General features: G+C 29.4%; 2 protein-coding genes and 1 pseudogene. All 3 read right to left on the bottom strand.

The features are described from left to right. On the bottom strand, window positions 1-350 hold a 350-nt coding region (locus VXQ92_RS21140; RefSeq protein ID WP_416683085.1), incomplete at its 3' end, for a cytochrome ubiquinol oxidase subunit I. Further along, window positions 350-544, bottom strand: coding sequence for a cytochrome oxidase putative small subunit CydP (gene cydP, locus VXQ92_RS21135; RefSeq protein ID WP_000053889.1), 195 nt, complete (start codon window positions 542-544; stop codon window positions 350-352). The genes cydP and VXQ92_RS21140, both read right to left, overlap by 1 nt. Before the next feature lie 381 nt (window positions 545-925). Next, window positions 926-1,032: pseudogene (locus tag VXQ92_RS21130) on the bottom strand (hypothetical protein); the annotation flags it as partial.

Below are 1,032 nucleotides of genomic sequence, written 5' to 3'. Positions count from 1 at the left end.
AAGAATAGACCGATAAATGTAGACTCAAGGAAGAATGCCATTAAGCCTTCAATTGCTAATGGCGCACCGAATATATCACCTACATAATGAGAGTAATATGCCCAGTTTGTTCCGAACTGGAACTCCATGGTTAAGCCTGTAGTTACGCCTAAGGCAAAGTTAATACCAAATAGTTTTCCCCAAAACTTAGTCATATCCTTGTAAATCTCTTTACCAGATATAACGTAAGTGGTTTCCATAATAGCCAGAATAAACGCAAGGCCTAGGGTCAAAGGTACGAAAAGAAAGTGATACATTGCGGTCATGGCAAATTGGAACCGCGAAAGATCAACCACGCTTTCAGAAATCATCAACGTGTCTCCTTAATGTGGGAAGAGTTATCGCCTGCAATATGCTCGGCGACCTGATTGTCAAAATTTTTGGGGATAGTGGGAGCGTCAAACCAAATATGTTTGATTGTTAAGAGAAGCGCGACTTTAATTATTAGAATAATTGCGATTTCTCTAATTAATCGGGAGTTAATATCTAGATTTTTAAGGCTCATAAAATAAACCTCGATACATATTAATTTCATTATTAATCAAAATATATTAAAAATAAACAATAAATATATTTTAAATAAAAACTTAATTATTTTTTTAATAAAAATCATGTGGTTAATAATTTAAATAATTATTGATAAAATATCTGACTAAAATAGTTTGAATTAATTATTAAATCCAACTAAAACACTTGTAAATAAAAATATTATTTTGATTAAAATTGTTTTATTTATATTTAATTCTGATTAAAAAGGTTGTATATAATAAAGTGTTTTTATTTCTAACTAAAATGGTTGGTTTAATATTCAATTAAAATAACAGTAAAATAAAGGCAATAATAAAACTTTTTAAAAGCAATAAAAGACGAGAAGAATTATTAATAATTAATCAGGCGCGAAAAGGTCATTCGAAACAGAAATTTTCTTGGCAACATAATGGCTTTTATGCACTTTGATAAGAATGACTTGTGAATATAGTTCTAACTCACCAT

This window comes from Acinetobacter sp. 228, from assembly GCF_048147885.1.
This window is presented reverse-complemented; position numbering and strand designations above follow the sequence as displayed.